General features: G+C 59.9%; 19 protein-coding genes. 11 read left to right on the top strand and 8 right to left on the bottom strand.

Annotation, left to right across the window (positions count from 1 at the left end):
* Positions 1-165: 165 nt before the first annotated feature.
* Complete coding sequence (locus ACRAWE_RS16065) at positions 166-1,059, top strand: LysR family transcriptional regulator ArgP (RefSeq protein ID WP_019455625.1); 894 nt, start codon at positions 166-168, stop codon at positions 1,057-1,059.
* A gap of 48 nt (positions 1,060-1,107) precedes the next feature.
* Here the strand turns inward: ACRAWE_RS16065 and ACRAWE_RS16070 are convergent, their stop codons facing one another.
* Complete coding sequence (locus tag ACRAWE_RS16070) at positions 1,108-1,839, bottom strand: oxidative stress defense protein (protein ID WP_025160209.1); 732 nt, start codon at positions 1,837-1,839, stop codon at positions 1,108-1,110.
* Positions 1,840-1,960: 121 nt separating this feature from the next.
* Entirely contained in the window at positions 1,961-2,578 is a 618-nt protein-coding gene (gene argO / locus ACRAWE_RS16075; protein WP_019455623.1) for an arginine exporter ArgO, read from the bottom strand.
* Positions 2,579-2,787: 209 nt separating this feature from the next.
* Between argO and ACRAWE_RS16080 the strand changes: the two genes are divergently transcribed.
* The gene (locus ACRAWE_RS16080) at positions 2,788-3,486 is read left to right on the top strand and encodes an RluA family pseudouridine synthase (RefSeq protein ID WP_154747434.1); all 699 of its coding nucleotides are present in this window, start codon (positions 2,788-2,790) and stop codon (positions 3,484-3,486) included.
* Positions 3,487-3,493: 7 nt separating this feature from the next.
* Here the strand turns inward: ACRAWE_RS16080 and ACRAWE_RS16085 are convergent, their stop codons facing one another.
* Complete coding sequence (locus ACRAWE_RS16085; protein ID WP_025160208.1) at positions 3,494-4,033, bottom strand: DUF2058 domain-containing protein; 540 nt, start codon at positions 4,031-4,033, stop codon at positions 3,494-3,496.
* A gap of 318 nt (positions 4,034-4,351) precedes the next feature.
* On the opposite strand from ACRAWE_RS16085, the gene ACRAWE_RS16090 reads away from it, so the two are divergent.
* The 3 genes from ACRAWE_RS16090 to ACRAWE_RS16100 all read left to right on the top strand — a co-directional run bounded on the left by ACRAWE_RS16090 (position 4,352) and on the right by ACRAWE_RS16100 (position 7,908).
* Positions 4,352-5,329 (top strand): DUF1852 domain-containing protein, encoded by a 978-nt coding sequence (locus ACRAWE_RS16090; protein ID WP_019455621.1) that lies wholly within the window; start codon positions 4,352-4,354, stop codon positions 5,327-5,329.
* A 25-nt stretch (positions 5,330-5,354) separates the two neighbouring features.
* Complete coding sequence (locus ACRAWE_RS16095; RefSeq protein ID WP_025160207.1) at positions 5,355-6,386, top strand: methionine synthase; 1,032 nt, start codon at positions 5,355-5,357, stop codon at positions 6,384-6,386.
* 172 nt (positions 6,387-6,558) lie between these two features.
* Positions 6,559-7,908, top strand: a complete 1,350-nt coding sequence (locus ACRAWE_RS16100; RefSeq protein WP_154747433.1) for an MFS transporter — start codon at positions 6,559-6,561, stop codon at positions 7,906-7,908.
* An 82-nt stretch (positions 7,909-7,990) separates the two neighbouring features.
* Here the strand turns inward: ACRAWE_RS16100 and mscS are convergent, their stop codons facing one another.
* Positions 7,991-8,857: a small-conductance mechanosensitive channel MscS gene (gene mscS / locus ACRAWE_RS16105; RefSeq protein WP_198636977.1), complete on the bottom strand. Its 867-nt coding sequence runs from the start codon at positions 8,855-8,857 to the stop codon at positions 7,991-7,993.
* Positions 8,858-9,062: 205 nt separating this feature from the next.
* Here mscS and ACRAWE_RS16110 point away from each other — a divergent pair, with 205 nt between their 5' ends.
* Positions 9,063-9,731, top strand: coding sequence for a DUF1345 domain-containing protein (locus ACRAWE_RS16110; RefSeq protein ID WP_432525611.1), 669 nt, complete (start codon positions 9,063-9,065; stop codon positions 9,729-9,731).
* A gap of 56 nt (positions 9,732-9,787) precedes the next feature.
* On the opposite strand, the gene fbaA is transcribed toward ACRAWE_RS16110, so the two are convergent.
* The 4 genes from fbaA to ACRAWE_RS16130 form a co-directional block, all read right to left on the bottom strand.
* Positions 9,788-10,867, bottom strand: coding sequence for a class II fructose-bisphosphate aldolase (gene fbaA, locus ACRAWE_RS16115; protein WP_019455616.1), 1,080 nt, complete (start codon positions 10,865-10,867; stop codon positions 9,788-9,790).
* A gap of 116 nt (positions 10,868-10,983) precedes the next feature.
* Entirely contained in the window at positions 10,984-12,147 is a 1,164-nt protein-coding gene (gene pgk, locus ACRAWE_RS16120) for a phosphoglycerate kinase (protein ID WP_025160206.1), read from the bottom strand.
* Between the two features lie 70 nt (positions 12,148-12,217).
* Entirely contained in the window at positions 12,218-13,234 is a 1,017-nt protein-coding gene (gene epd, locus ACRAWE_RS16125; protein ID WP_004931582.1) for an erythrose-4-phosphate dehydrogenase, read from the bottom strand.
* A gap of 313 nt (positions 13,235-13,547) precedes the next feature.
* Complete coding sequence (locus ACRAWE_RS16130; RefSeq protein WP_366515367.1) at positions 13,548-14,507, bottom strand: LysR substrate-binding domain-containing protein; 960 nt, start codon at positions 14,505-14,507, stop codon at positions 13,548-13,550.
* 82 nt (positions 14,508-14,589) lie between these two features.
* Between ACRAWE_RS16130 and ACRAWE_RS16135 the strand changes: the two genes are divergently transcribed.
* From ACRAWE_RS16135 to ACRAWE_RS16155, 5 genes are all read left to right on the top strand, one after another.
* Positions 14,590-15,675, top strand: a complete 1,086-nt coding sequence (locus tag ACRAWE_RS16135) for a tartrate dehydrogenase (RefSeq protein ID WP_019455613.1) — start codon at positions 14,590-14,592, stop codon at positions 15,673-15,675.
* A gap of 365 nt (positions 15,676-16,040) precedes the next feature.
* Positions 16,041-17,651 (top strand): BCCT family transporter, encoded by a 1,611-nt coding sequence (locus ACRAWE_RS16140; RefSeq protein WP_063917986.1) that lies wholly within the window; start codon positions 16,041-16,043, stop codon positions 17,649-17,651.
* Positions 17,652-17,676: 25 nt separating this feature from the next.
* On the top strand, positions 17,677-18,801 hold the full coding sequence (locus tag ACRAWE_RS16145) for an aromatic ring-hydroxylating oxygenase subunit alpha (RefSeq protein ID WP_432525614.1): 1,125 nt from the start codon (positions 17,677-17,679) through the stop codon (positions 18,799-18,801).
* A gap of 46 nt (positions 18,802-18,847) precedes the next feature.
* On the top strand, positions 18,848-20,296 hold the full coding sequence (locus ACRAWE_RS16150; protein ID WP_063917988.1) for an NAD-dependent succinate-semialdehyde dehydrogenase: 1,449 nt from the start codon (positions 18,848-18,850) through the stop codon (positions 20,294-20,296).
* A gap of 41 nt (positions 20,297-20,337) precedes the next feature.
* Positions 20,338-21,303, top strand: a complete 966-nt coding sequence (locus ACRAWE_RS16155; protein WP_432525615.1) for a PDR/VanB family oxidoreductase — start codon at positions 20,338-20,340, stop codon at positions 21,301-21,303.
* Positions 21,304-21,306 lie beyond the last annotated feature (3 nt).

Consider the following 21,306-nt stretch of genomic DNA (forward strand, 5'->3'; position numbering starts at 1 on the left):
ATAGGGTAAAACGCTGTTTTTCACGCCGGCAGGATCACACTTATTTACCGCATCCCGCATTTTTACCCGCTTTGCGGCGAGTTGGTGGCGTGATTTTTCCACCTGCGCCGCGCGCAAAATGTGGCATAGTGCCGGTATCATTCTAATTTAAGGGATATCTTTCCGATGAAACGCCCAGACTATCGTACGCTGCAAGCGCTGGACGCGGTGATCCGTGAGCGCGGCTTCGAGCGCGCCGCTCAAAAACTCTGCATCACGCAATCGGCGGTATCCCAACGCATCAAACAGCTGGAAAACCTGTTCGGCCAGCCGCTGCTGGTCCGCACCGTGCCGCCGCGCCCGACCGAACAAGGGCAAAAGCTGCTGGCGTTGCTGCATCAGGTGGAGCTGCTGGAAGAAGAGTGGCTGGGCAACGACACCGGCGTCGATACGCCGCTGCTGCTGTCGCTGGCGGTCAACGCCGACAGTCTGGCGACCTGGCTGCTGCCGGCGCTGAAACCGGTGCTGGCGGACTCCCCCATTCGTCTGAATCTGCAGGTGGAAGATGAAACCCGCACCCAGGAGCGGTTACGCCGCGGTGAAGTGGTGGGGGCGGTGAGTATTCAGCCGCAGCCGCTGCCGAGCTGCCTGGTGGATCGGCTGGGGGCGCTGGACTACCTGTTCGTGGCCTCCAGCGGCTTCGCCGAGCGCTACTTCCCCAACGGCGTCACCCGTTCCGCGCTGCTGAAAGCACCGGCGGTGGCCTTCGACCATCTCGACGACATGCACCAGGCGTTCCTGCAGCAGAACTTCGATCTGTCGCCGGGCAGCGTGCCCTGCCACATCGTGAACTCATCGGAAGCCTTCGTGCAGCTGGCACGCCAGGGCACCACCTGCTGTATGATCCCGCATCTGCAGATCGAAAAGGAGCTGGAATCCGGTGAACTGATCGACCTGACGCCGGGGCTGTACCAGCGCCGCATGCTGTACTGGCACCGCTTCGCGCCGGAAAGCCGCATGATGCGTAAAGTGACCGATGCGTTGCTGGAACACGGTCACCAGGTGCTGCGCCAGGATTAAAACGAAAAAAGGTTCGCCGCAGCGAACCTTTTCTTCAATACCACACCTTTACTGCGCGGCGTTGCGCTGCAGCTCGAACACCACATCCACCTGATCGTCGAAGTGAATGCTTTGCTGTTCATAGGTCTGCGCCGCATCGCTTTCCGCCGCCGCACCGGCCGCCTTATACATCCGCGCCACCGGCATCGGCTGGTAGTTGGCGACCCGATAGCGAATGCTGTACACCGGCCCCAGCTTGGCGTGGAAGCCTTTGGCCAGGGATTCGGCCTGTTGAGTCGCGTTCTCGATCGCTTTTTGCCGCGCCTGTTCGCGATACACGTCCGGCTTGGCGACGCCCAACTCCACCGCACGGATCTCGTTCAGGCCGGATTTCAACGCGCCGTCCAGCAGCTCGTTCAGCTTGTCCAACTGGCGCAGCGTCACCTGCACCTGGCGCACCGCACGGTAGCCCTTCAGCACCGACTCGCCGGTTTTCAGGTAGTCGTATTCCGGCTGGGTGCGCAGGTTGGCGGCGCTGATGTCTTTCTTCTCGATGTTATTTTTCTGCAGGAAATCAAAGTACTGCGCCACGCGCTCATCCACCTGCTTCTTCGCCTGAGCGGCGTCTTTGGAGGAAACGCTCACTTCGATCGCCAGGGTGGCGATGTCCGGCGTGGCGTCCACGCTGGCGGTGCCGGAGGTGACGACATGCGGCCCTTCAGGCACTTCGGCCGCCTGCAGCGCCATCGGTAACGTCCCTAATCCGACCATTGCGGCCATAGCCAATGCTTTTAGCTTCACAGTGTCTCCTTAATGACAGGCTGTCTCTGATCGCCGGCTTTTCCCCGTGAGAACCGCCGGATTCCTGGCATCAAACGTAGCATATCGCGCGGCGTTTTGAATTCGGATTAGTGACAAATTCTTATAAATTTGCCCCCTGCCAGGCCAGCTGCAGCGCGATGCCCCACATCACCAGCCCGACCAGCGCATTGATGATGCGCTGCGCCCGCTGCGTGTTCAGCCAGGGCGCCAGCCAGGAGGCCAACAGCGCCAGCCCGAAGAACCACACGACCGATGCGCTGACCGCGCCGAGCGCAAACCAGGAACGCACGTCCGCCGTCAGCTGTCCACCCAGGCTGCCGAGCACCACGAAGGTGTCCAGATAAACGTGCGGGTTCAGCCAGGTGACCGCCAGCATGGTGACCACGATGCGCCAGCGGCTCTGCGCCAGCTCTTGCGCCGCAGCCTGCGCCGGCTGCGGACTGAAGGCGGAACGGAACGCGCCCCAGCCGTACCACAGCAGAAACGCCACCCCGCCCCAGGTCACCAGCGCCAGCAGCAGCGGCGAACGGGTCAGCAATGCGCTGCCGCCGAAGATGCCGGCGCAGATCAGCACGATATCGCTCAACGCGCACAGCGCGGCGATCATTAAATGATACTGACGCCGAATGCCCTGATTCATCACGAATACGTTCTGCGGGCCCAGCGGCAGGATCATGGCGGCGCTCAGGGCAAAACCCTGCAGGAAGACGGATAACATGGGGATTCCTCGAATGATAAAAGGCGCCGGACGAGGGCGCGAATCGGTCAACACGCGCATCATACGAGGAAGCGATCATTAGGTGAAATTGATGTTTCTAATCAAGTATCAGAAGCGCTAATACTCCAACCGGCGGGATTGCGCCGTCAAATTCGCCCATCGGCGAAAAATTCGCTATCATCCGCTCCCCCTCACCAGCCGGCCACACGATGTCTACGATTATCGATACCTTCATCGCCCCGCCATGTCATGATCAGATAGAGATCCTCTATCAGGACGCTCATCTGGCGCTGATCAATAAGCCGACCGGGCTGCTCAGCCTTTCGGGCAAGAATCCGCAAAATCTCGATTCGGTGCACCATCGGCTGGTGCAGATCTTCCCCGGCTGCACTTTGGTGCACCGTCTGGATTTCGGCACGTCCGGCTTGATGGTGGTGGCCCGCAATAAGGCCGTCAACGCCGCGCTCTGCCGGCAGTTCAGCGAACGCACCGTCAACAAAGTGTACAGCGCGCTGCTCTGCGGCCATCTGGCGGATTACGAAGGAGTGATAGACGCGGCGATCGCCAAAGATCCGGCGCTGTTCCCGCTGATGTCGATTTGCGCCCTTCACGGCAAGCCCGCCCGTTCCCGCTATCGGGTCGTCGAGCGTTTTTATCGTATCGCGGAAGATGGGACATCGCTGCCGCTGACGCGGGTGCAGCTCACCCCGGAGACCGGGCGCACCCACCAACTGCGTATTCACAGCCGGCAGTTGGGCCACCCTATTTTAGGCTGCGATCTGTATGGCGGCCGCCTGCTGCCGGGCACCGAACAGACGCCGCGGCTGATGCTGCACGCCAGCGAACTGGATTTTGTGCACCCCATCAGCGGAGAACGGATAACCGCTCGTCACGCCGCGCCGTTCTGAACACGGCTTACCACATCAAATCGTCGGGCACTTTAAAGTCGGCGTACGGATCGTCTTCATCCTGCTCTTCCTGACTCAGCGCGCTGTGCAGCACAATGCTGGCCGCATCGCGCTGCGCGATTTTATCGGCGACGCTGGCGGGGATAATCGCGTATTCACACTCTTCGCGGTTCTCGACCACCAAACGTGCGATGGCAAGACGGCCATTGATCAGCTGGGTCTGGGTCGCTTTATCCACCAGGATTTTCTTGATCAGGTTGCCGTCGGTGAAGTTAAAACCGATATCGCCTTTCGCCAGGACGATGCGGTTCATCTCGATCAGTTGCTTCACCTGCGCTTTGTATTCTTTGGACAGCGCGGCTTGCTTTTGCTGCTCGCTCAGCTGCTTATCGCGTTCAAGCTGCGCCTTTTTATTCTCTTCCACCGCCTCTCTGGCCTCACGGGCCTGAACGCGTGATTTTTTAGCCGTTCTTTGGACTTTGGCCATTTTCTTGCTGGTTACCAAGCCCGCTTTGAGCATCTGCTCTTGTAAGGTGAGTTTTGTCATGTTCGTGTCTGAAGCCGTGGGGTTATGGTGGGGATTATACCCGTAATGTTTCAGGCTGCACCAGCTTGCCGCCTCGGCGCATCAGGCGGTTTGCGCGGCCGGATCGCGGCGGAAAACTGCCTGATGCGCCAGATCATGAACGCGGCTCATGTGGTAATGAAATTAAGTCTCTTTCACTCCCCTCGGGACTCTGGCAAAAATAGACCTCATTAACGACAGACAATATGAAAGCGGCTGAATAAAAAAATATAAAAACAACTAATTGATAAAAGTAGATAAAACCAGCCCTCATATCATATAACAGGATGCTATAAGACGATGAATAAAGACTTTACCTTTACGATTAAGAGCAGTTCTTTCAATGAAGATTATAACCCTTCTGAAAGTACGCGTATCACCACCAACTTTGCCAATTTGGCCAGAGGGGAAAACCGCCGGGAGAACCTGCGCAATACGTTGGTGATGATTGACAATCGCTTCAATACGTTGGCGCATTGGGATAACCCCAAGGCCGATCGTTATTCGGTCGAGCTGGAAATCATCTCGGTTGAGATGCGCATTGAAGATCATGGCGCCAGCTTTCCGGTGATCGAAATCCTGAAGACCAACATTATTGATAAAAAAACGCAAAAGCGTATCGAGGGTATCGTCGGGAACAATTTCTCGTCTTACGTGCGTGATTATGATTTTAGCGTCTTGCTGCCGGCGCATAACCAAAACGCAGCGGAGTTCAACATTCCGGATGACTTCGGCGATTTGCACGGCAATATCTTTAAGCATTTCGTCAATTCAAAGGCATACCATGAAAACTTTAGCAAACCGCCGGTGATCTGCCTCAGCGTGTCCAGCAAAGACACCTATCATCGGACGGGCAATCACCACCCGGTATTGGGTGACGAATACCGCCAAGACGGCGCTTCGTTGACCGACCGGTATTTCAAGAAAATGGGCCTGCAGGTGCGTTATTTCATGCCGAAAAATAGCGTCGCGCCCCTGGCCTTTTATTTCCCCGGTGATTTGCTGAGCGATTACACCGACCTTGAGCTGATTGGCACCATCAGCACGATGGAGACCTTCCAAAAAATCTATCGGCCTGAAATTTACAATGCCAATTCGGCGGCGGGGCAATGTTATCAGCCAAGCCTGAATAACCAGGACTATTCATTAACCAAGATTGTTTATGATCGCGAAGAGCGTAGCCAGTTAGCGATTGAGCAGGGGAAATTCACGGAAGAGCAATTTATCAAACCCTACAAGCCTATTCTTGAGCAGTGGTCTGCTCACTACGCGCTTTGATTAACTCAAATACAGGTCATCCATCATGAAAATATTGCTCCCTACATCGACCGCCGGCAGCTTGCCCAAACCTTCCTGGCTGGCCCAACCGGAAACCCTGTGGTCGCCCTGGAAATTGCAGAATGAAGAATTAATCGAAGGGAAACAGGACGCCCTGCGTTTATCGCTGGCGGAGCAACAGTTGGCCGGCATCGACATCGTCAGCGATGGCGAGCAAACGCGTCAGCATTTCGTCACGACGTTCATTGAGCACCTCAGCGGCGTCGATTTCGAGCAACGCCAGGTGGTGAAAATCCGTAATCGCTATGATGCAAGTGTTCCGACCGTGGTGGGTGCGGTCGAGCGTCAAAAGCCCGTTTTCGTTGAAGACGCCAAATTTTTACGCCAGCTGACCAAGCAGCCGATTAAATGGGCCCTGCCGGGGCCGATGACCATGATCGACACGCTCTATGACAACCACTATAAAAGCCGTGAAAAATTGGCCTGGGAATTCGCCAAGATCCTCAATCAGGAAGCCAAAGAGCTCGAGGCCGCCGGCGTCGACATCATTCAGTTTGATGAGCCCGCCTTTAATGTGTTCTTTGACGAAGTGAATGACTGGGGCATCGCCGCCCTGGAAAGGGCCATCGAAGGGCTGAAGTGCGAAACGGCGGTGCATATCTGCTATGGGTACGGCATTAAAGCCAATACCGACTGGAAGAAGACGCTGGGTTCAGAGTGGCGGCAATATGAAGAGGCGTTTCCTAAACTGCAAACGTCTAATATCGATATCATCTCGCTGGAATGCCATAACTCGCACGTGCCTATGGACCTGCTTGAACTGATCCGCGGTAAAAAGGTGATGGTCGGCGCCATTGACGTGGCGAATCATGCCGTCGAGACGCCTGAAGAAGTGGCCGCTACGTTGCGTAAGGCGCTGCAGTTTGTCGATGCCGACAAGCTCTATCCGTCGACCAACTGCGGCATGGCCCCTCTGCCTCGTCAGGTCGCCCGCGGCAAGCTGAATGCCTTAAGTGCAGGCGCCGAGATCGTGCGCCGGGAACTGTTGGCCAAATAACCTTGCCAAGCGCCCGCCACAGGTACCTCCTGCGGCGGGCGATGATCATCGACGCCCTCTCCCCGCAACGCCCCCCCTCTGGTGTATACTCGGGTTTCTACGCGATGCCAGCCACAGCGGCCTGAACGGCCCCTCAGCCAGCCCACAACAGCTTAATAACAGTGGAACCCTCATGAGCCCAGATACCGCTCGCATCAGCGAAATCATCGATCGCGCCAGGATCTCACCCTACCAAATCCTGATCCTGACCTTATGTTTCCTCATCGCCCTGCTGGACGGCTTCGATACCGCCATCATCGGCTATATCGCCCCGGCGCTGCGCGAAGAGTGGGATCTGCTGCCTGCGCAGCTCTCCCCCGCCTTCGGTGCGGGGTTGTTCGGCCTGCTGCTCGGCAGCCTGCTGTTCGGGCCGCTCGCCGACGCCATCGGCCGCAAGCGCGTGCTGCTCGTCGCGGTGCTGGTGTTTGGCGGCTGCACCCTGGCTTCGGCCTATACGCATTCGATCGAATCCCTGACCCTGCTGCGCTTCATCACCGGCATTGGCCTCGGGGGCGCGATACCGACCTGCATCACTCTCAGCTCGGAATACTCACCGGCGCGCCGGCGCATGTTGATGGTCACCCTGAGCTGGAGCGGCTTCACCGCCGGGTTGGCCCTGGGCGGCCTGCTGGCCGGGCAGATCATTCCGACGTTCGGCTGGCGCGGCCTGCTGCTGGTCGGCGGTATCGCGCCGTTGGCGCTGCTGCCGCTGCTGGCCTGGCAGATGCCCGAGTCGGTGCGCTTTATGGCCGCCAGCGCCAAACACGCCGATCGGCTGCGCCGGGTGGTCGAGCGCATCACCGGCCAGCGTTGGGCCGGTGTGACGATTGTCGATGACGAGCGTCCGGCGCAGGTCAAATCGCCGATATCACACCTGTTTATCGAAGGCCGCGCCGTGCGCACCCTGCTGCTATGGGCGGCGTTCTTCTGTTCACTGTTTGTGTTCTATCTGCTCACCAGCTGGCTGCCGACTCTCCTCAAAGACGCCGGTTACGACATCGTCCACGCCTCGCGCATCGGAGCCATGGTGCCGCTCGGCGGCACTCTGGGCGCCATCCTCATGGCGCTGCTGATGGACCGGATCGGGCCCTACCGCGTGCTGGCCGTCTCCTACCTGGGCGCCGCGCTGGTGATTGGCGCTACCGGCTACCTGATGGGCGACGCCTACACGCTGGCCGCCATTGTGTTCCTGATCGGCTTCGGCGTGGCCGGTGCGCAGAACGGCCTGAATCTGGTTTCCGCCACCCTCTACCCAACCGCAGCCCGGGTGACCGGCGTCAGCTGGGCCATGGCCAATGGCCGCTTCGGCTCAATTGTCGGCTCGATGCTCGGTGCCTGGATGATGACCGCAGCCGGATCGCCGGAAGTGTTCTTCCTCTGGCTGGCGTTGCCAGCGCTGCTGGGCGCCGCCGCCATCTTCCTGCTTTATCGCCTCAGCCTGCGTCGCCGCGCGCCGCTCACCGAACCGGCGGCCGGCGTCTGAACTCGCGGAAAAGAAAAGGCCGAGATGCCATTGGCAGCGTCTCGGCCCGCAATAAAAAAGGGGGCCAAGGCCCCCTTCTCTGTTATTCCGCCTTGGCGGAAGCGTCTTCGGTGCGATACAGATGCACGTCCATCTGCGGGAACGGAATGCCGATGTTGTGGGCATCCAGCGCGCGCTTGAAGTTTTCCATCAGATCGAAGTACACGTTCCAGTATTCCGCGTTAGTGGTCCAGGAACGAGTCACGAAGTTCAGGGACGATGGCGCCATCTCGTTCAGACGCACGGTCACGCCTTTGGCGTGCATGATGCGCTTGTCGGCGGCGATCACGTCGCCCAGCACCTTCTTCACCACGTCGATATCGGCGTTGTAGGCCACGCCCACCACGATATCCACGCGGCGGTTCGGTTCGCGGGAGTAGTTGATGATGTTACCGGCGATGATTTTACCGTTCGGCACCACGATGGTTTTGTTGTCGGAAGTCCGCAGGGTGGTGGAGAAAATCTGCACCTGATCGACGGTGCCGGCCACGCCGCCCAAATCGACATATTCACCCACGCGCAGTGGACGGAAGATCACCAGCAGCACGCCGGCGGCGAAGTTGGACAGCGACCCTTGCAGCGCCAGACCGACGGCCAAACCGGCGGCACCCAGCACGGCGATCACCGAGGTGGTCTGCACGCCGACGCGCCCCAGCACCGCGATGAAGGTGAATGCCAGCACGCCGTAGCGCACGATCGCCGCCAGGAAGTCCGCCACCGTGGCGTCGATGCCGCGCAGCTTCATTACGCGGTTCAGCGCATTACCGACCACGCGCGCCACGATCGAACCGATAATCAGGATAACGATAGCGGCGACGATATTCACCGCATACTGGATCAACAGATCCTGGTTCTTCACCAACCAGTCGCCGGCACCGTTGATGCCGTCTACTACATTCAAATCTTTCATTCGTGTCGTCCTAACTCAGTCCCTAACGGGAGAAACTCGCAAAAATACACTGGCCTCGATAGCCAGTAGGAAACCACCGCCTTAGGGTAACCAACATTAAAGGCTCATGCCAACCGTCAGCGTTAAAAATAGCCGAAACCGCGCGCCGCTTCTTCTATGCTGAGAACAGCGCGTTGGCCATTTCACGATAAGGGATCCGTTTTTCATGCACATTCGCTCTTCGCTCAAACACTATTGGCAAGTGCGGCCCAGGCTGCTGTTTTCCGTCGGCGCCGGGCTGCTGTGCTTTCTGCTGCTGCCCGCCCAGCTCTCGCTGCTGCAGCGCTTGATGATCGGCTGGAATACGCTGGCCTGGCTCTATCTGCTGTTTCTCTGGCGGCTTATGCTGATCAGCACGCCGCAGCACATTCGCCAGATAGCCCGGCGGCAGGACGAAAGCGCCAGCATGGTGCTGGCGCTGGTCAGCCTCGGTTGTCTGGTCAGCTTATTGGCGATCCTGTTTGAATTGAGCAGCGCCAAACAGGTGGCCGGCTCGCTGAAAACGCTGCATTTGCTGCTGACCGGCGCCACGCTGGTGGTCTCCTGGCTGCTGCTGCCGACCGCTTTCACCATGCACTATGCCCACCAGTTCTATCGTCAGGGCGCGCAGCAGAATCCTTTGCCGTTGCTGTTCCCCGGCAACCTCATCGAGCCGACCTACCTGGACTTCGCCTACTTCTCCTTCACCATCGCGGTGGCGTCGCAAACCGCCGACGTGGCGGTCGGGGCGGCGGAGGTGCGTAAGGTCACCCTGCTGCAGTCGGTGATCTCCTTCGCGTTCAACATGCTGATCCTGGGCCTGTCTATCAACGTCGGCGCCGGCCTGCTGGGCTGAAAACGAAAAAGGCTCCCCGCAGGGAGCCTTATGCATCGTGCAACAGGTGCCGAAGATTACAGAACGTCTACCGCGTTCAGATCTTTGAAGGCCTGCTCCAGACGCGTCACCATGCTGGTCTGCGCTGCGCGCAGCCATACACGTGGATCGTAGTATTTCTTGTTCGGCTGATCGGCGCCTTTCGGGTTGCCCAGCTGGCCCTGCAGGTAAGCTTCGTTCGCTTTGTAGTACTGCAGGATGCCGTCCCAGGTCGCCCATTGGGTATCGGTGTCGATGTTCATCTTGATCACGCCGTAGCCCACGGACTCTTTGATCTCTGCGTCGGTAGAACCGGAACCGCCGTGGAACACGAAGTTCAGGCTGTTGTGCGGCAGGTTGAATTTCTTGGACACGTAGTCCTGAGAATCACGCAGGATGGTCGGGGTCAGCTTGACGTTGCCTGGCTTGTACACGCCGTGCACGTTACCGAACGAAGCGGCGATGGTGAAGCGCGGGCTGATGGCGTTCAGTTTTTCGTACGCGTAAGCCACGTCTTCCGGCTGGGTGTACAGAGCGGAAGCGTCCATATGGCTGTTGTCCACGCCATCTTCTTCACCGCCGGTGCAGCCCAGTTCGATTTCCAGCGTCATGCCGATTTTGGCCATGCGCTTCAGGTATTCGCTGCAGATCTCGATGTTTTCTTCCAGCGACTCTTCAGACAGATCGATCATGTGGGAAGAGAACAGCGGTTTGCCGGTAGCGGCGAAGTGCTTCTCGCCGGCGTCCAGCAGGCCGTCCAGCCATGGCAGCAGTTTCTTCGCGCAGTGGTCGGTGTGCAGGATCACCGGCACGCCGTAGTGTTCAGCCATCTGGTGAACGTGGTGCGCGCCAGAGATAGCGCCCAGAATCGCTGCGCCCTGAGGCACATCGGTCTTCACGCCTTTGCCGGCGATAAACGCGGCGCCGCCGTTGGAGAACTGAACGATGACCGGTGCACGCACTTTAGCTGCGGCTTCCAGCACGGCGTTGATGGAGTCGGTACCCACGCAGTTTACCGCTGGCAGCGCAAAGTTGTTCTCTTTAGCAACTGCGAAGACTTTCTGAACGTCATCACCCGTGATGACACCCGGTTTTACGAAATCAAAAATTTTAGACATGTTACTTTGTCCTGTTTCGTCGGCCGTAGATGGATGTAAATCGATGTTTTCACGCCGCGCAGCCTGTGCCGCGCGGTATAAAACAAACGGGCGGCTTTCGCCTCCCGTTGTCTGAATTACTGCTTAGCGCGCTCTTCCAGCATCACGACTGCAGGCAGCGGTTTCCCTTCAACGAATTCCAGGAATGCGCCACCGCCGGTGGAGATGTAGGAAATTTTGTCAGCGATACCGAACAGATCGATGGCTGCCAGAGTGTCGCCGCCGCCAGCGATGGAGAAAGCGTCGCTATCGGCGATCGCGCGGGCGACAATTTCGGTGCCCTTACGGAAGTTAGGGAACTCGAATACGCCAACCGGGCCATTCCACAGAATGGTCTTGGCGTTCTTCAGGATAACGGCCAGACGCTCGGCAGAGACGTCGCCCATATCCAGAATTTGCTCGTTGTCCTGGATCTCGTTGGCCTGCTTCACGGTCGCGGTCGCGGTTTCGGAGAATTCGGTCGCGACGCGCACGTCGGTCGGAACCGGAATGTCGCAGGTTTCCAGCAGTTTCTGCGCGTTCGGGATCAGATCAGGTTCGTACAGAGACTGGCCCACGTTGTTGCCCTGCGCCGCCACGAAGGTGTTGGCGATGCCGCCGCCGACGATCAGCTGATCGGCGATTTTGGACAGAGAATCCAGCACGGTCAGTTTGGTGGAGACTTTAGAACCGCCCACGATAGCGACCATCGGACGGGCCGGGTTGCCCAGAGCCTTGCCCAGCGCTTCCAGCTCAGCGGACAGCAGCGGGCCGGCACAGGCGACTGGCGCGAACTTGCCCACGCCGTGGGTGGAAGCCTGCGCGCGGTGCGCGGTACCGAACGCGTCCATCACATACACGTCGCACAGCGCCGCGTATTTCTTGGACAGGGTTTCGTCGTCTTTCTTTTCGCCCTTGTTGAAGCGAACGTTTTCCAGCACCACCAGTTCGCCTTCGGCGACGTCGACGCCATCCAGATAATCCTTCGCCAGACGCACTGGAGATTTCAGGTGATCTTTCAGGTAGTTGACCACAGGCAGCAGGGAGAATTCTTCGTTGTACTCGCCTTCGGTAGGACGACCCAGGTGGGAGGTTACCATCACGCGGGCGCCTTGCTTCAGCGCAGCTTCGATAGTCGGCAGGGAAGCGCGGATACGCGCGTCGGAAGTCACTTTACCGTCTTTTACCGGCACGTTCAGATCGGAGCGGATCAGTACGCGTTTACCCGCCAGATCCAGATCGGTCATCTTAATTACAGACATGGTGAACCCTCTTTATTGAATCTCTATAAAATTGCCTGAGCAGCGCGCCAATCACGCCGGCGCCGCCGTACTAGAAACCGCTGGCGGCCATTGCCCGTGTTGTATCCAACATCCGATTGGCAAAGCCCCATTCATTGTCGCACCAGACCAAGGTCTTTATCAGGTGCTGCCCGCTGACCCGGGTCTGCGTACCGTCGACGATAGCGCTGTGCGGGTCATGGTTAAAATCGATCGAGACCAATGGTAATTCCGTGTAGTCAACTATACCACGAAATGATTCCCTTGCGGCCTTTTGCAACAGCTGGTTGACCTCCGCCACCTTTACCGCGGCGCTGACGCTGACGCTCAGATCGATAGCCGTCACGTTGATGGTCGGCACGCGTACCGAGATAGCCTCGAAGCGATCGCAAAACTGCGGGAAGATACGGGTGATGCCCGCAGCCAGCTTGGTGTCGACCGGAATGATCGACTGGCTCGCCGCGCGGGTGCGCCGCAAATCCGCGTGATACGCGTCGATCACCGGCTGATCGTTCATCGCCGAGTGAATGGTGGTCACGGTGCCGGACTCGATGCTGTAAGCGTCGTCCAGCAGCTTGATCACCGGAATAATGCAGTTGGTGGTGCACGAAGCGTTGGACACGATGCGATGCTCCGCCAGCAGCGTCTGATGGTTGACGCCGAACACGATGGTGGCGTCCAGATCGTTGCCGCCCGGATGGGCGAACAGCACTTTCTTCGCCCCCGCCGCCAGATGGGCCTCGCCATCTGCCCGGCTGCCGTACACGCCGCTGCAGTCCAGCACCACATCGACGCCCAGCTCGCCCCAGGGCAACTGCTCCACCGCCGGCTGATGCAACAGGCGAATCGCGTCATCCCCGACGCTCAGCGTGTCGCACTCTTGCCGCACATCCCAGGCGAAGCGGCCGTGGCTGGAGTCGTACTTCAGCAGATGGGCCATGCCCTCGGCGTTCGCCAGCTCGTTGATCGCCACCACGGAGATTTCCGCCCGTCGTCCCGATTCGTACAGTGCGCGCAATACGCTGCGGCCGATGCGGCCAAAGCCGTTTATCGCTATGCGGATGGTCATGCTGCTCCTGAAAAAGGGCCTTCCCCGCCGGGCTGATTCACCGGCGCCGGGCCGGCGCTGACTGGTTGTCTCACTAACCCGCATAGAGTAGTGGATCGCACCGCCCGCTGTGAATCGCCGCGTTTGCATTATTCCCGCGCTTCAGCGGCTTTTCGCCGCCGTCACATCGGCGTTTCTGTTGAAGAGTGCCTCAACTGAAACGCTTCAGCTGAGCATAAACCAAAGTTTTGGCAAAAGGAACAGGAGCAACAGTTCCACAAGTAACGGAGAGGAGTTTTACGAGCATAAGATGATCTGGCGCACATTTTTGGCCTCAAGGGCGCGACGAATTTTCACCTGCCGCCCCCGTTTCGCCATAGTGCTCGCGGAAATAGTCGCGCAAAAATTCGACCGTCACCCGCACTTTCGCCGACGTTGCCAGCCGGGACACGTATACCGCCCAGATGTTGGCCGGCTGATAGTACTCCGGCAGGATATGCATCAGCCGGCCGCTGTCGATGTTCTCTTTCACGTCCCAGGCGGAACGCAGCGCGACGCCCTGCCCGTCCAGGCACCACTGGTGCACGATTTCGCCGTGGTTCGACGCCAGCGCCCCCGTCACCTTTACCGTCTCTTCGCCGCCCGGCCCCTGCAGCCGCCACAGCCCGAACGGGTGGTCGCGCTCCTTGATCACCAGGCAGGCGCGGCCCGCCAGCTCCGCCGGGCTTTTCGGCACGCCGTGGCGCTGCAGGTACGCCGGCGAAGCGCACAGAATGCGCTGATTGTCCGCCAGCTTGCGCGCGATAAGATTAGGGGCGATATCGTCGCCGATGCGGATATCCAGATCGAATCCTTCGCTGATCAGATCCACCAGCCGATCGGACACGTCGAGTCGCAGTTCCAGCTGCGGATACTCCCTGGCCAGCGCCGATAGCGCCGGCGCCACGAAACGCCGGCCGAAGCCGAAGCTACTGACCACGCGCAGCATGCCCTGCGGCGCCTGGCGCACTTCGGACAGTTCGTCCATCATCTGATCGACATCGTTGAGAATGCGCTGCGCCCATTCGTAGATGCGTTCGCCGTCTTCGGTGATCGCCACCCGCCGCGTGGTGCGGTGCAGCAACGAGACGTCCAGCGCCTTCTCCAACAGCGCGATGCGCTTGCTGATAAAGGCCGGCGAAACGCCCAGCTCTTCGGCGGCGGCGGCGAACCCGGCGCGGCGCGCCACCAGCACGAACACCCGCAGGTCACTCAGGATCGGCATATTATTCATGATTCGTGTTTTATGTTTCACCGTTTTCGCGATTGATTAACAGTTAGTCAATTATAGGATAACAGTGTTGTCAATCTCCCCTACCTACAAATGAGACCTCTGTATGAGCAAAACTTACAAGATTGCCGCTATCCCCGGGGACGGTATCGGACGGGAAGTGTTGCCGGAAGGCATACGGGTATTGCAGGCAGCGGCGGCGCGCTGGGATCTGTCGTTGGAATTCGACACCTTCGAGTGGGCCAGCTGCGACTACTACCAGCACCACGGCCAGATGATGCCGGACGATTGGTTTGAACAGCTCAAGGGCTTCGACGCCATCTATTTCGGCGCCGTCGGCTGGCCGGACACGGTGCCCGACCACATTTCGCTGTGGGGTTCACTGCTGAAATTTCGCCGCGACTTCGAGCAATACGTCAACCTGCGCCCGGTGCGGCTGTTTCCCGGCGTGCCCTGCCCGCTGGCGAACAAGCAGCCGGGCGACATCGATTTCTACGTGGTGCGCGAAAATACCGAAGGGGAATACTCCTCGCTCGGCGGGCGGATGTTCGAAGGCACCGAACGCGAAATGGTGATCCAGGAGTCGGTGTTCACCCGTCAGGGCGTGGACCGCATCCTGAAATACGCCTTTGAGCTGGCGCAGCAGCGCCCGCGCAAGCGTCTGACCGCCGCCACCAAGTCCAACGGTATGGCCATCAGCATGCCGTACTGGGATGAGCGCGTGGCGGAGATGGCGCGCCAATACCCTGATATCGCCTGGGATAAACAGCACATCGATATCCTGTGCGCGCGCTTCGTGCTGAACCCCGAACGCTTCGACGTGGTGGTGGCTTCCAACCTGTTCGGCGATATCCTGTCGGATCTCGGCCCGGCCTGTACCGGCACCATCGGCATCGCGCCGTCGGCCAACCTGAACCCGGAACGCAACTTCCCGTCGCTGTTCGAGCCGGTGCACGGTTCGGCGCCGGACATTTTCGGCAAGAACATCGCCAACCCGATCGCCATGATATGGAGCGGTGCGATGATGCTGGACTTCCTCGGCGACGGCGATACCCGCTACCGCCAGGCGCACGATGGCATCCTGCAGGCGATCGAACGCATCATCGCCGACGGGCCGCGCACGCCGGACATGCGCGGCGACGCCTCCACCCAACAAGTCGGCCAGGCGATCGCCGCCCTGCTGCAACGCTAAACGCCGTTGATTTTCCCGCGCAGGGCGCTCTTTCGCGCCCTGCTTCGCCACGTCCGTTTTTCCGCTTCGATCGCCGCCGCAAATCCGCTGAAAACCACCGCAGAAAGCACGCCAATACCCCGGTCAAGATCACAACAAATTGTTTACATACTGTGTTTTATCCTTTTACAGATGCCCCAATTGTGGCCCTCCTGTAATTTGTGCACACTCGAAAATGTTAATGAAGAGTAAATATTCCCGGCGGCGTTCAGCCGGGGCGTTTGCTCCTCGCGGTGTAACAAAACAAAGGGTTCCAACCAATAAGGCCCGGGCGCCCCCCTACGCTTCGCGCACCGGCCCACCACCGATAACAGGAGTTCACTCCCATGCAGAGCACCCCTAAAAAGGATGTCACGCTCATCGCCATCAGCCTGTGCAGTATTGCGCTGATCGCCATTTGCCTGATGCTCTTTCCGGCTCAATCCGCGCTTATCGCCAACACCATTTTCAACGGCGTCACCCGGCTGTTCGGTTCAACCATTCAAATCCTGGTGCTGATCGCCCTGCTGGTGGTGCTGTATCTGGCGTTGAGCAAATACGGCAACATCCGCCTCGGCGAAGGCAAACCGCAATACTCCACGCTGGCCTGGCTGTTCATGTTCATCTGCGCTGGCCTCGGCTCGTCCACCCTGTATTGGGGGGTGATGGAGTGGGCGTATTATTACCAGACGCCGGGGCTGAACATCGCGCCGCGCACCCCAAAGGCGCTGGAATACAGCATCAGCTACTCCTTCTTCCACTGGGGCCTGAGCGCCTGGGCGACCTATGCCCTCGCTTCGCTGATCATGGCCTACCACTTCCACGTGCGTAAGAACAAAGGGCTCAGCCTGTCGGGGATCATTTCCGCCATCACCGGCGTGCGCGCCAACGGCCCGATCGGGCGGATGGTGGATCTGATTTTCCTGGTCGCCACCGTCGGCGCCCTCACCATTTCGCTGGTGCTGACCGCCTCCACCTTTACCCGCGGGCTGACGGCGTTGACCGGCATCCCGGATAACTTCACGGTACAGGCAACGGTGATCCTGCTGGCGGCGGTGATCTTCTGTCTCAGCTCCTACATCGGCATCGACGGCGGTATGCAGCGCCTGAGCAAAATGGTCGGCTGGGGCGCCTTCGCCTTCGCCGGGCTGGTGCTGCTGGTCGGCCCGACCGAGTTCACCATCAACAACACCATCAACGCCATCGGCCTGACGGCGCAAAACTTCCTGCAGATGAGCCTGTTCACCGACCCGATGGGCGACGGCAGCTTCAGCCGCAGCTGGACGGTGTTCTACTGGCTGTGGTGGATCTCCTATACTCCCGGCGTGGCGATGTTCGTCACCCGCGTCTCGCGCGGCCGCAAGATTAAAGAGGTGATCTGGGCGTTGCTGCTCGGCAGTACCCTCGGCTGCTGGTTCTTCTTCGGCTCGCTGGAAAGTTACGCCATGCACCAGTTCATCAGCGGGCAGCTCAACGTGCCGGAGATCCTCAGCACCCAGGGCGGCGAAACCGCCGTGCAGATGCTGCTGACGGCGCTGCCGCTCGGCAAGCTGTTCCTGGCCGCCTATCTGTTCATCATGATCATTTTCCTGGCCTCCCATATGGACGCCGTGGCCTACACCATGGCCGCCACCAGCACCCGCAACCTGCAGGAAGGGCAAGATCCCAGCCCGATGCTGCGCCTGTTCTGGTGCGTAGTGATCACCCTGATCCCGCTGTCGATCCTGTTCACCGGCGCTTCGCTGGACACCATGAAAACCACGGTGATCCTGACCGCACTGCCGTTCCTGCTGGTGCTGCTGGTGAAAACCTACGGCTTCGCCCGCTGGCTGAAGCAGGACTACGCGGCCATTCCGGCGCACCTGATCGAAAGCAGCCCGCCGGCGCTGCCCGAGGCGCCGCCGGCCGCCGAACTCTCCGCTCCATCGTCGTATCAACCACGCCCTATGGCGAAATGACAATAAGAAAGAGGAAGGTTAACTTATGAGCACTCTGATCCCTGAATTTACCTTACCGAAAGATTTCTGCGCCGACGCCCGCGAGGCTTACACCATTCCGGCCCGCTTCTATACCCACCAGGCGGCGTTCGAGCACGAAAAAGAGCAGGTGTTCGCCACCAGCTGGATCTGCGTGGCACACCGCAGCGAGCTCGCCGCACCGAACGACTACATTACCCGCGAGATCATCGGCGAAAACATTCTGGTGGTGCGCGGCCGCGACAAAGTGCTGCGCGCCTTTTACAACGTCTGCCCGCACCGCGGCCACCAGCTGTTGGCGGGTGACGGCCGGGCGAAAAACGTCATCACCTGCCCTTACCACGCCTGGGCGTTCAAGCTGGACGGCGAGCTGGCGCACGCGCGCAACTGTGAAAACGTGCAGAACTTCGATAAAGAAAACTCGCACCTGATGCCGGTGCGGGTCGAAGAATACGCCGGGTTTATCTACGTCAATCTGGACTCGCAGGCCGGCACGGTAGAAGACCAGCTGCCGGGCCTCGGCGCCAAAGTGCGCGAAGCCTGCCCGCAGGTCGACGATCTCAAGCTGGCGGCGCGCTTCGTCACCCGCACCCCGGCCAACTGGAAGAACATCGTCGACAACTACCTCGAGTGCTACCACTGTGGCCCGGCACACCCCGGCTTCGCCGACTCGGTGCAGGTCGATCGCTACTGGCACACCCTGCACGGCAACTGGACGCTGCAGTTCGGCTACGCCCGCCCTTCAGAGCAGTCGTTCAAGTTTGAAGAGGGCAAAGAAGCCAGCTTCCACGGCATCTGGCTGTGGCCGTGCACCATGTTCAACATGCCGCCGCTGGAAGGCATGATGACGGTGATTTACGAATTCCCGGTCGATGCGGAAACCACCCTGCAGCACTACGACATCTACTTTACCAACGCCGAGTTGAGCGAGGAGCAGCTCAAGCTGATCGACTGGTACCGCGACGTGTTCCGCCCGGAAGACCTGCGGCTGGTGGAGAGCGTGCAAAAAGGCCTCAAATCGCGCGGCTATCGCGGGCAGGGGCGCATCATGGCCGACGGCGCCGGCAGCGGCGTCAGCGAACACGGCATCGCCCACTTCCACAATCTGCTGGCGCAGGTTTATCAACCCTGATGCGACGGGGCTCACAGGCCCCTTTCCCTGACTTGTGAGGTTCTTTGTGAATATTTCCGATCGGGCGCTACTGCGTCAACAGGCCTACATCAACGGCCAGTGGCGCGACGCCGACAACCAGGAAACGCTGCCGGTGAGCGATCCTGCCACCGGCCAACTCATCGGCAGCGTGCCCAATATGGCGACGGCCGAAACCCAACGGGCGATCGACGCCGCTCAGCAAGCGCTGGAAGGCTGGCGCGCGCTGCCGGCGCAACAGCGCGCCCAGCTGCTGCGCCGCTGGTTCGAACTGATGTTGGAACACCAGCAGGATCTGGCCAGCCTGATGACGCTGGAACAAGGCAAACCGCTGGCGGAGTCGCTGGGCGAGATCCGCTACGCCGCTTCCTTTATCGAATGGTTCGCCGAACAGGCCAAGCGCACCAACGGCAACATCATTCCTTCGCCGAGCAGCGACAAACGCCTGATGGTGCTGAAGCAAGGCATCGGCGTGTGCGCGGCGATCACGCCGTGGAACTTCCCGGCGGCGATGATCACCCGCAAGGCCGCGCCGGCGCTGGCGGCCGGTTGTACGCTGGTGGTCAAACCCGCCAACGAGACCCCTTACTCGGCGCTGGCGATGGCCGAGTTGGCCGAGCGCGCCGGCATTCCCGCCGGGGTGTTCAACGTGGTGACCGGCAACTCGCAGGCGATCGGCGCCGAGCTGACCCGCCACCCGCAGGTGCGCAAACTCAGCTTTACCGGTTCCACGCCGGTGGGCAGGCTGCTGATGCGCCAGAGCTCGGACACCATCAAGAAGGTATCGCTGGAACTGGGCGGCAACGCGCCGTTCATCGTGTTTGACGATGCGGACATCGATGCCGCGGTGGAAGGCGCGCTGATCGCCAAATACCGCAACGCCGGGCAGACCTGCGTGTGCGTCAACCGGTTCTACATACAACGCGGCGTTTACACCCAGTTCGCCGAAAAATTTGTCGCCCGGGTAGCGGCGCTGCAGGTCGGCAACGGCTTCGAACCGGGCGTGCAAATAGGCCCGCTGATCAACCGCAAGGCGCGCGACAAGGTGCTCGAGCTACTCGATGATGCGCTGAGCAAAGGCGCCCAGGTGCTGACCGGCGCCACGCCGCACGCGCTGGGCGGCAACTTCTTCACCCCGACGGTGCTGGGCGACGTGCAGCCCGGCTCACTGCTGCTGGAAGAAGAGATCTTCGGCCCGGTCGCGCCGCTGGTGGTGTTCGATGACGAGGCCGAGGCGATTCGCCAGGCCAACGATACCATCTACGGCTTGGCCGCCTACTTCTACACCCGCGATGCGGCGCGCATCTGGCGCGTTTCGGAACGGCTGGAGTACGGCATGGTCGGCATCAATACCGGGCTTATCTCCAACGAAGTGGCGCCTTTCGGCGGGGTGAAACAGTCGGGCCTGGGGCGCGAAGGCTCCGAATACGGCATCGAAGACTATCTGGAGCTCAAATACCTGTGCCAGGCGGTATAACTTTTTCATGCGCGGGGACGCCCGCGCTTTGGAGCCAATGAATGACCAGCTATCAGATGCTTGATGTTCGCGTCGTCGACATCGAAACCGTCACCGCACAGGTCAAGCGCTTTACCCTGGCGGATCCCCAAGGCCGGCCGTTGCCCGCCTTCAGCGGCGGCAGCCACATCATCGTGCAGATGCAGGACGGCGAGCGGCGCTACAGCAACGCCTATTCGCTGCTCAGCTCGCCGTTCGAGCTCGAACATTATCAGATTGCCGTCCGACGCGAATCCCCTTCCAAAGGCGGTTCCGACTTCATGCACGACCGCCTCGCAGTCGGCGATGCGCTGACCATCAGCACCCCGAATAACCTGTTCGCGCTGGCGCCGGAGGCGCAGCATCACGTGCTGATCGCCGGCGGCATCGGCATCACGCCGTTTATGGCCCATCTGCACGAGCTGCAGCGCAGTGGGCAACTCTATCATCTGCACTATTGTTTCCACAGCGAGGAACACAACGCCTTTCAGCAACAGCTGATGCAAGCGCCGTTCGCCGACCACGTCAGTTGCCATGTCTCCAGCCTTAACGGCCGGTTGGATCTGGCGCGCACGCTGGCCGACGTGGAACCCGGCGCTCATATTTACGTCTGCGGCCCAGCGGCGCTGAACGAAGCGGTTTACCAGATCGCCGCCGAACTGGGCATTAACCCGGCGCGTTTACACAGCGAGGCCTTTGCCGCCGAAAACACGGCGGGCGGCGCCTTTACGCTGGTGCTGGCTCGCTCGGGCGTTGAGCTTGAAGTGGCGGAAGACATGACCATCCTGCAGGCGCTGGAAAACAGCAAGGCGGCCAAGGTTGAGTGCCTGTGCCGCGAAGGCATTTGCGGCACCTGTGAAACCCGCATCGTCGAAGGGGAAGCCGATCACCGCGATCAGTATCTCAGTGACGAAGAGCGCGCAGCGCAGCAAACCCTGTTGATCTGCTGCTCACGCGCCAAAGGCAGCCGGCTGGTGCTGGATCTGTAAACG

The organism is Serratia sp. BFP-2025 (assembly GCF_050880365.1).
GTDB lineage: Bacteria > Pseudomonadota > Gammaproteobacteria > Enterobacterales > Enterobacteriaceae > Serratia > Serratia surfactantfaciens.

Bases quoted from the DNA above. Each gene is read 5' to 3' on its own strand.
- ACRAWE_RS16065 (WP_019455625.1), top strand. From the start codon at position 166: ATGAAACGCCCAGACTATCGTACGCTGCAAGCGCTGGACGCGGTGATC.
- argO (WP_019455623.1), bottom strand. From the start codon at position 2,578: ATGTTATCCGTCTTCCTGCAGGGTTTTGCCCTGAGCGCCGCCATGATC.
- ACRAWE_RS16080 (WP_154747434.1), top strand. From the start codon at position 2,788: ATGTCTACGATTATCGATACCTTCATCGCCCCGCCATGTCATGATCAG.
- ACRAWE_RS16085 (WP_025160208.1), bottom strand. From the start codon at position 4,033: ATGACAAAACTCACCTTACAAGAGCAGATGCTCAAAGCGGGCTTGGTA.
- ACRAWE_RS16090 (WP_019455621.1), top strand. From the start codon at position 4,352: ATGAATAAAGACTTTACCTTTACGATTAAGAGCAGTTCTTTCAATGAA.
- ACRAWE_RS16095 (WP_025160207.1), top strand. From the start codon at position 5,355: ATGAAAATATTGCTCCCTACATCGACCGCCGGCAGCTTGCCCAAACCT.
- ACRAWE_RS16100 (WP_154747433.1), top strand. From the start codon at position 6,559: ATGAGCCCAGATACCGCTCGCATCAGCGAAATCATCGATCGCGCCAGG.
- mscS (WP_198636977.1), bottom strand. From the start codon at position 8,857: ATGAAAGATTTGAATGTAGTAGACGGCATCAACGGTGCCGGCGACTGG.
- ACRAWE_RS16110 (WP_432525611.1), top strand. From the start codon at position 9,063: ATGCACATTCGCTCTTCGCTCAAACACTATTGGCAAGTGCGGCCCAGG.
- fbaA (WP_019455616.1), bottom strand. From the start codon at position 10,867: ATGTCTAAAATTTTTGATTTCGTAAAACCGGGTGTCATCACGGGTGAT.
- pgk (WP_025160206.1), bottom strand. From the start codon at position 12,147: ATGTCTGTAATTAAGATGACCGATCTGGATCTGGCGGGTAAACGCGTA.
- epd (WP_004931582.1), bottom strand. From the start codon at position 13,234: ATGACCATCCGCATAGCGATAAACGGCTTTGGCCGCATCGGCCGCAGC.
- ACRAWE_RS16135 (WP_019455613.1), top strand. From the start codon at position 14,590: ATGAGCAAAACTTACAAGATTGCCGCTATCCCCGGGGACGGTATCGGA.
- ACRAWE_RS16140 (WP_063917986.1), top strand. From the start codon at position 16,041: ATGCAGAGCACCCCTAAAAAGGATGTCACGCTCATCGCCATCAGCCTG.
- ACRAWE_RS16145 (WP_432525614.1), top strand. From the start codon at position 17,677: ATGAGCACTCTGATCCCTGAATTTACCTTACCGAAAGATTTCTGCGCC.
- ACRAWE_RS16155 (WP_432525615.1), top strand. From the start codon at position 20,338: ATGACCAGCTATCAGATGCTTGATGTTCGCGTCGTCGACATCGAAACC.